This window comes from Spirochaetota bacterium (genome assembly GCA_040756435.1).
Lineage (GTDB): Bacteria > Spirochaetota > UBA4802 > UBA4802 > UB4802 > UBA4802.
This window is the reverse complement of record JBFLZD010000043.1, coordinates 20284-28931: the sequence shown is the minus strand read 5'-3', so window position 1 is coordinate 28931 and position 8648 is coordinate 20284. Positions and strand designations below refer to the sequence as shown.

8 protein-coding genes and 1 tRNA gene are annotated in these 8648 nt (G+C 36.1%); 4 read left to right on the top strand and 5 right to left on the bottom strand.

Features of this window, described 5'->3' with window-relative positions; all coding sequences use genetic code 11:
* The coding region (gene trpS / locus AB1444_12000; protein MEW6527372.1) for a tryptophan--tRNA ligase at window positions 1–774 on the bottom strand (774 nt) is incomplete at its 3' end.
* Window positions 775–961: 187 nt separating this feature from the next.
* Between trpS and AB1444_11995 the strand changes: the two genes are divergently transcribed.
* Window positions 962–1954 carry an HD-GYP domain-containing protein gene (locus tag AB1444_11995; protein MEW6527371.1) on the top strand — a complete coding sequence of 331 codons (993 nt, stop codon included), beginning with the start codon at window positions 962–964 and terminating at the stop codon, window positions 1952–1954.
* Here AB1444_11995 and AB1444_11990 read toward each other — a convergent pair.
* The 4 genes from AB1444_11990 to AB1444_11975 form a co-directional block, all read right to left on the bottom strand.
* A complete protein-coding gene (locus AB1444_11990; protein ID MEW6527370.1) occupies window positions 1941–2282 on the bottom strand; it encodes an STAS domain-containing protein in 342 nt (113 codons plus the stop codon). The two genes, AB1444_11995 and AB1444_11990, sit on opposite strands and share 14 nt — an antisense overlap.
* A 155-nt stretch (window positions 2283–2437) precedes the next feature.
* Window positions 2438–3682 carry an SLC13 family permease gene (locus tag AB1444_11985; GenBank protein ID MEW6527369.1) on the bottom strand — a complete coding sequence of 415 codons (1245 nt, stop codon included), beginning with the start codon at window positions 3680–3682 and terminating at the stop codon, window positions 2438–2440.
* Window positions 3683–3765: 83 nt separating this feature from the next.
* Window positions 3766–3838, bottom strand: a tRNA-Gln gene (locus tag AB1444_11980).
* Window positions 3839–3965: 127 nt separating this feature from the next.
* On the bottom strand, window positions 3966–5642 hold the full coding sequence (locus AB1444_11975; GenBank protein ID MEW6527368.1) for a glutamine--tRNA ligase/YqeY domain fusion protein: 1677 nt from the start codon (window positions 5640–5642) through the stop codon (window positions 3966–3968).
* A 573-nt stretch (window positions 5643–6215) separates the two neighbouring features.
* On the opposite strand from AB1444_11975, the gene AB1444_11970 reads away from it, so the two are divergent.
* From AB1444_11970 to AB1444_11960, 3 genes are all read left to right on the top strand, one after another.
* Entirely contained in the window at window positions 6216–6815 is a 600-nt protein-coding gene (locus tag AB1444_11970; protein MEW6527367.1) for a transposase, read from the top strand.
* Window positions 6816–6974: 159 nt separating this feature from the next.
* Window positions 6975–7730, top strand: a complete 756-nt coding sequence (locus AB1444_11965) for a DUF72 domain-containing protein (protein MEW6527366.1) — start codon at window positions 6975–6977, stop codon at window positions 7728–7730.
* An 80-nt stretch (window positions 7731–7810) separates the two neighbouring features.
* The gene (locus AB1444_11960) at window positions 7811–8647 is read left to right on the top strand and encodes a PHP domain-containing protein (protein MEW6527365.1); all 837 of its coding nucleotides are present in this window, start codon (window positions 7811–7813) and stop codon (window positions 8645–8647) included.
* The last annotated feature ends 1 nt before the right edge of the window (window position 8648 follow it).

Sequence of the window (8648 nt, the reverse complement as noted above, 5' to 3'; positions counted from 1 at the left end):
AATGCCACCTTTACGATACCGTTCCCTGAGTATTTCAGTTTTTGCAGGTTCAGCAAATAATTTATATAGTGCAAAGAGATTACAGGTATCAGGATTTTTTGGTGCCTCAACCGGTGTTGAGTCAGTTACTATACGCATTACTTTTTTCTTGAGTGTGGCTTCATCTTCAAAAATATTTATAGTATTATTATAGCTTTTAGACATTTTTTGCCCATCAATGCCGGGTATGACTGCAATATCTTCCGATATCATTGGTTCAGGCAACACAAATACTTCACCATACATCTGGTTAAACCGTTCAGCTATGTCGCGTGTTATTTCTAAGTGCTGCTTCTGGTCTTTGCCAACAGGGATGACTTCAGCATTGAAAAGCAGTATGTCAGCGGCCATAAGAACTGGATAGGTAAAAAGGCCAGTGTTTGGGACAATGCCTTTTGCAATTTTATCCTTATAACTGTGACTACGTTCTAAAAGTCCTAAGCCGGTGTGGCACGATAGTATCCATGCAAGTTCAGTAACTTCAGGGATATCAGATTGTACCCAGAAATGAGCTTTATCAGGATCAAGGCCTAATGCAATAAAGTCCATTGCAGCATTTAAGGTATTTTCAGATAGTTCCTGTGGATTGTGAATACTGGTGAGTGCATGATAATTAACAATAAAACAAAACAGGTCGTTATTGTGCTGCAGTTCAATCATGGGTTTCATCATGGCAAAGTAATTGCCAATATGAAGCGTTCCAGACGGTTGTATGCCTGAAAGTATTCTTGACATTTTTCTCCCCTTTTAAAGTATGGTCACATTGTTGTGTATTAAGATTGTAAACAGATGTACTAAGTATGCATTTAACGTCAATAATTAATTTACAGGAACTATCGCACATAAAGAAATAACAATAATTTGAAATCTGGTATGATTTTAAGTATTTTATAATTACTGATTACACTGTGAGAATAGTACTATGGATGTGACGAATCTTTTTACATATAAATACCTTAAAAGAAAAAAATTAACCGTCATAATATACTTAATTTTATTATGTGCGATAGTTACTATTAATGTACTGTTTTTACTGGTACATCAGTTTGCTCTCAAATACATTGCCATAAGTTTCTTTTCCGAGATTATACTTTTGATTTTGGCAAACATAGTGGCAGTGAGTATATCTTTTGTAATTGTTAGTAAAATGCTGCATAAACGATACAATGATGTTGCTGCTTCGCTTTTAACAGTTCTGAAACAGTTTGAAAAGGGTAACCTTACCTATCCATTTTCTATTGACAATGGGCGTTTTGATAATGTGTTACGCTACATGCAGAAATTAATGATGAGGCAGAATAGCACCACAGCATCATTTGATGAAAAGCTAAATGAAAGAGTGTTTGAAATAATAACAGTATTAATCAGTGCAATGGAGGATAAAGATCCTTATACCAGTGGGCATACTATACGTGTTGCTCAGTATGCATTAGCAATTGGAAAACGTTTAGGTTTGTCACAGGAGCAAATGCGATTGCTTAACCATGCTGCTGCTGCCCATGATATTGGTAAAATTGGTATTCCCATTGAAATAATAGAGAAAAACGGCCGTCTCAATGAAAAAGAAAAACTCCTGATGGAAAGCCATCCTATACGGGGAATGAAGATATTATCATCAATTGATTACCTGGAAGATATTGCATCAATTATAATGTATCATCACGAGCGTACAGATGGCAAAGGTTATTATCAACTGCCGGGTGAAAAAATTCCAATTGAATCAAAAATTATTGCAGTTGCTGATGCGCTGGATGCAATGCTCAGTGACAGACCATATAGAAAGGCACTATCGCTTTATGAAGCAAAACAGGAAATAATTAAAAATAAAGGCACTCAGTTTGATCCTAAAGTAGTTGATGCATTAATTAATGTGCTGGAAGAAAAAGAATCATTAAAAGAATTTATTGCTTTTTAATATATTTTTTTATAAATTCTTCCTGTGTCAATATAGAAATAAATTGGTCAAGTTTAGCTATCTTAAAAATACTTTCAACATTCTCATTTATATCATAACAAATAAATTCAATATTGCTTTTAAGGGCAAGATTCATGCATCGTACCAGAGAACCAATGCCTGACGAATCTATATATTTTAAGTCGCGAAGGTTAAGCGCAATAATTTTTGGATTATCTTCAATATGATGGCGATAAACCGTTTCAAAATTATGCACTTCGGAAATATCGTATCGACCGTTTAACGTAAATATTAGTAATGGTCCTTCTTTGTGTATATCAATTTGCATTTGATTACTCAAATAAATTATGAATTAACAACCGTAACAAAAATCCTGTTATATATGTTTCATAACTGCAAAATACTTGTTAAAATACTTATTAATAGATTAGGGTATTTAATTATTAATGTCAACAAATAAATTATTCAAAAGATTAAAAAATATTACAGGGAGTTAGTCACTGAATACAGATATAATACGGCTATTGATAGTATCAATGTTATTATTGTAACAAGTATTCCAGGCTTTAAGAATTCCATAAAGCTTATTTTAACACCTGATTTTGCTGCTGATTCCAGCACAATCAGATTTGCCATTGCCCCAATTATTGTTGCATTACCAGCCAGCGTTGATGATGAAGCCAGCGCTAACCATATAATCTTGCTGTTACTATATTGTAATGTAGGCCCTAATAAAATCACATACGGTACATTGCTGACTATTTGTGAAAATACAAGGCTGATAGCATGTAAAAGGGTTATGCTGGACAGGTTGTCAGTAAAGTGAGAAAACTTCAAGAATAGTGACAGGATTCCAGCTTTTTCAGCACCTTTGACTACTATAAATAGTGATGCAAAGAACAACAATAAAACCCAGTCTATCTCTTTTATTATTCTTGATGGCTTGATTTTGCCCAATAGTAAAATTAATGAACTGCCAGTCAGCGCAATCAGTGGGATTGATATATCAAGAACGTGATGAAGAAGAAAAAAGAATGTGATAAGAATAAAAATTGGGACAGAAAATATTATGGATGACAGGTTATATTCGTAGTCGTTCTGGCTATAATACAGTACCTGCTGTGTTTCAAAAGTATGTGAATACATACGTTTGATGCACATTACAATAATTATCATCCCAATAATTGAAACTGGCAGCAGATGAAGAAGAAAATATATATAGGGAATGCCTGAATAAATGCCAATAAGCATATTCTGAGGATTACCTGTGATTGTCATTGTGCTGCCCACATTAGAAGCCAATATTTCGGCTATTAGATATGGTTTTGGGTCCAGTTGTGCTGATCTGCATATTGATATTATAATAGGGGTAAACATCAGGACAACTGCATCATTAACCAGAAATGCGCTTGCAATACCAGTAGTGAACGTAATGATCCATAAAAGCTGTAAGGGGGTTTTGGAAAAAGATATAGTCTTTTGTGCAATAAAGGCAAAAAAGCCATCCAGTTCTAATGTTGCTATGACTATCATCATACCCAGTAACAGAGCTATAGTGTTAAAATCAATAGCAAGAATGGCTTCTTCAAAAGAAAGCACTCCTGTTAAAATCATAGCAACAGCGCCAAAATAAGCAGCTGATGGCCTGTCAACATTAACCCAGGGAAGGCGCGTGAAAATTATTCCTGAATAGGTTATTATAAATATGAGTAACGCAATATAATACATGGCGATAGTTACTGATAAAGAAAGCTTAAATTAAAAATGCAGAGGGTTTGTAGTATTCCTCTGCATTTTCTGTTACATAGATGCTGCCCGGCCAGGACTCGAACCTGGACTACTCTGATCCAGAGTCAGATGTGTTGCCAATTACACCACCGGGCAATTTTATATAAACAATCTATAGCACATTGTTTCTGTAAACAAAAATTTTGTCAATAATTTTGGTGCTATTCATCATGCTTTTTAAACTATTTTCCTATTGCACAGGGTTCTACAATGTTAAAGCCAATCACCCTTCTTTTTGTACTATTTTTGCCCATGTATCCTTGAGTGTTACTGTTCTATTGAATATGAGTTTGTCTTTGTTAGAATCAGGGTCAACAGTAAAATAACCCAAGCGTTCAAACTGAAAATTAGTGTAAACCTGTATGCCTTTAACATAAGGTTCAATATACCCATTGACAACTTTTAAAGAGTCGGGATTAATATAAGCAGTAAAATCTTTGTCACCTTCAACTTCAGATGGATCTTCCCTGGTGAACAATCTGTCATAAAGCCGTATTTCAGCGGGTAAAGCATGTTCTGCACTTACCCAGTGAATGGTACCTTTAACTTTGCGGCCATCTGGTGCGTATCCTTCTTTTGTGTTAGGGTCATAGGTGCAATGAATTTCGGTAATGGTTCCATTACTATCTTTGATGACGTTTACACATTTTATGAAATACGTATAACGCAAACGCACTTCAGCACCAGGTGAAAGCCTGAAAAATTTCTTTGGCGGATTTTCCATAAAATCATCACGCTCAATGTAAAGTACTCTGGAAAAAGGTATGTTCCGGGTGCCAGCAGCAGGGTCTTCAGGATTATTTATGCCTTCAACATATTCAATCTGATTATCAGGATAGTTAAGAATAACCACTTTAAGGGGATTAAGAACACACATAACACGATTAGCTCTTTTGTTTAAATCTTCTCGTATGCAGTGTTCAAGCAGTGCAATATCAACCATACTGTCTTTTTTGGCAACGCCTACAAGCTTTGCAAAATTTTTAATGGAATCGGGGGTATAACCTCTTCTTCTCAGTCCTGCTATGGTAGGCATTCTGGGGTCATCCCAGCCATTTACAAAGCCTTCCTGCACCAGTCTGAGTAACATACGCTTGCTCATGACGGTGTAGGTTAAATTGAGGCGTGCAAACTCAATCTGCTTTGGACGCTGCCCAGTTGCTATCTGGTCTAAAAACCAGTCATACAATGGGCGGTGTACCTCAAATTCCAGTGTGCATATAGAATGAGTTATCCCTTCAATGTAGTCGGACTGACCATGTGCCCAATCGTAGGTGGGGTAAATGCACCATCTATTGCCTGTACGATGATGTTCAGCATGTTTTATGCGATACATAACAGGATCGCGCATATGCATATTAGGTGATGCCATGTCTATCTTTGCACGCAATGTTTTTGAACCATCGGGAAACTCACCATTTTTCATACGTTCAAAAAGTTCTAAATTTTCTTCAACACTGCGATTGCGGTATGGGCTTTCTTTGCCAGGTTGGGTAGGGGTGCCACGCGTTGCGGCAACTTCTTCGGCGCTCATATCACATACATAGGCTTTCCCTTTTTTGATAAGTTCTTTGGCCCATTCATACAGTTGCTCAAAATAATCTGAAGCATGTTTAACATCACCATCCCACTGAAAGCCTAACCATTGAATATCCTGTTTAATTGATTCAACATATTCAACATCTTCCTTTTCAGGGTTGGTGTCATCCAGACGCAAATTGCATGTACCATTATATTTTTGAGCAATACCAAAGTTAAGGCATATTGATTTTGCATGTCCAATATGAAGATAGCCATTTGGTTCAGGAGGGAAGCGCGTGATAATAGATGTACAAACGTTATTTTTTAAGTCTTCGTTGATTATTTCCTCAATAAAATTAGTAGCTTGTGGTAGTTCCATAATAGTATCTTTAAATAAAGTATTTTACATACTGTAGCAAGAAGCAGGTTTATTTTGTCAAGACATAATAATTCTTTTATGTATATATGCGATAGTTACTGTAAAAAGGCTCTGACCCCTTACAATAATGTCACCCCTTCGGGGTTTTGTAGTGAATAACAGGGTGTCATCCTGAACCATGTCCTGAATTTAATTCAGGATTGATTCAGGATCTACTTATTAGGCTCTGACCCTCAAATCCCACTACCTCTCTAATAACTCTGCGTACTCTACGTGATGCATCAGTTAGTCTCACGCAGAGACCGCAGAGATGGGGAGAGCCTGAGCTCTGACCCCTTACAATAATATCACCCCTTCGGGGTTTCTTGATGTTGTGATGGGGTTGTAAAGATAGTATGCTCTGACCCCTTACAATAATGTCACCCCTTCGGGGTTTTGTAGGATGCTCGGACCCCATTGTTTTAGATTTTTTTGCAAAATATTGTAATTTTTTCCACATATCTGTTAATTTTTTTAAACTCCTGCGTTTATATATATAGAACATAAACAATTTATATCTTTTGGAGGAATACTATGGCACGGAAATTGCGTGTACAGCTACCAGGGTTAACCTATCACATCACTTCCCGCTGCATAGAGTGGAAATCTATGTTGCAGGAAGACTATTTTAAGTCATGCTTTGTAGAAATACTAAACAAAGCAAAGGCTAAGTATCACTTTAAGCTCATTGCCTTCTGTATTATGGATAATCACATACATTTAGTTATTCACACAGTAGATGATGGTGCACCAATATCCCGTATTGTACAGTATATTAAGGCACGGTTTGCTGAAGTTTATAATAAGGTAACCGGTAGAACCGGACCCTTCTGGAATGAGCGGTATAAGGATAGCATTATACAGTTTGCAAAAGATGGATTTCACTATTTATTGTGGTTGTTGTGGTATTTAGCGCATAATCCCATACGAAAAAGAGTATGCTCTGACCCTACTACATACACTTACAGCAGTATACAGGCATATTTAGATGAAAATGCCGATGTAGGTGTACCAATAGACCATCATGAGTATTTTTTAGAGTTAGGGGAAACCTTTGCCAGGAGGGTGGCTGTGTTCATGAAGTATGAGGAATATTATCGAAAGAAGTATTCCATGATACTTGGGTGGGTGTAAAAAAAATAGGGGTCAGAGCATATATGTAAAAATACTTGAATAAATACATCCAACAATGTATTTTATAATGTATACATAAGATTTAACATCATTCATGCTATAAGATGTAATTGATAATTGTATCGTATGGTGCAACTTATTTGTATAATCGAATAATGTATGGAACAGGAACAATTTTATATAGGCTGTTCAGGATGGAATTATCAGCACTGGCGCGGTGTTTTCTATCCAGTAGCAGTTGCAAAGTCAAAGTGGCTTCAGTATTATGCTACAGTCTTTAATACCGTGGAGATTAATGCAACATTCTACAGACAATTTAAAGATTCTGCGTATGTAAACTGGTATAATAAGGTTCCACATGGATTTTGTTTCAGTGTGAAGTTGTCAAAATATATAACACATATTAAACGACTTATTGATGTTAATGCTGATGTAACAACGTGTGTTGCTTCTGCATCATTATTACATGAAAAGTTAGGAGTCATTCTTATTCAATTGCCGCCATCACTAAAATTTGATGCTTCACTGGTTTCTGATTTTCTGTCAGTATTACCCGGTAACTATCGCTATGCCATAGAAGCACGGCATAATTCATGGATGTGCGATAGTTCCTTTTCATTATTGCATCATTATAATGTGGCATGGTGTATATCAGATACTGCTGGAAGATATCCATACTATGAAGAAGTAACTGCTGATTTTGTGTACATACGATTGCATGGTTCAACACAATTGTATGCATCAAATTATTCAGATAATGAGTTGCATAATTGGGCAGAAAAGATTTTAAAGTGGAATAAATTAACATACTGTTATTTTGATAACGATTTCAATGCTTATGCAGTTTATAATGCGCTATCGTTAAAAAAATTATTAATGCTTGTCCGTCCTTCGCCATGTAGTGATTATATGTAAAAAATGTTTAAAAAATTATCAGGTTGTTTTTTTTCAGCACATGTGCTATTGTAAAAAATATTTAAGCAGGTTAAATTGTTATGGAGCTAATTGATCTACATTGTCACACAACAGCATCCGATGGGATCTATTCACCAACAGGTATTATTGATTATGCAATTGCACATAATGTCAGCGTGCTTGCTATTACTGACCACGATTCTATTGATGGGTTAGCTGAGGCTCTTGATTATGCAAAACAAAAATCATTTACGCTCATACCTGGCATAGAGTTCAGTATAGATTTTCATCATGGTTCATTTCATCTGGTGGGTATGGGAATTGATTATACCAATGCTGATTTACGGTATGAGTTAGAGCATCTGCAAATGTTGCGAAAACAAAGGATATATAAAATTATAAAAGATTTGCAGCTACATGGCATCGATGTTACCGATGAAGAGGTTGATAAAGAAGCTCTGGGCAATTCCCCTGGTAGGCCACATGTTGCTCGTGTGCTGGTGAAAAAAGGATATGCACCAACAGTGAGTGATGTTTTTACTCGGTTTATGGTAAAAGGAAAACCGGGATACGTTAAGAAAGAAAAAATAAATTTTCACCGCGCTTTACAGCTTATTAAAGCAAGTGGTGGAATTGCAATTGTTGCACATCCTGTGTCTCTTGGTTTTTCTACATGGGATGACTGTGAACAATTAATCAAAGAATTTTTTGATGCTGGTGTAGCAGGGATTGAAGTGTATTCAGCAATGCATGGTGATGAAGATGTAACACATCTTTTACATATTGCAAAAAAATATTCTTTGCTTATTTCCGGTGGAAGTGATTTCCATGGAGATAAGAACGAATCCATGGGATACTATGGTGAAGGCAAGCCTATACCAGTAGAATTGGCAAAACAATTTTTGAAAATGGTATGAT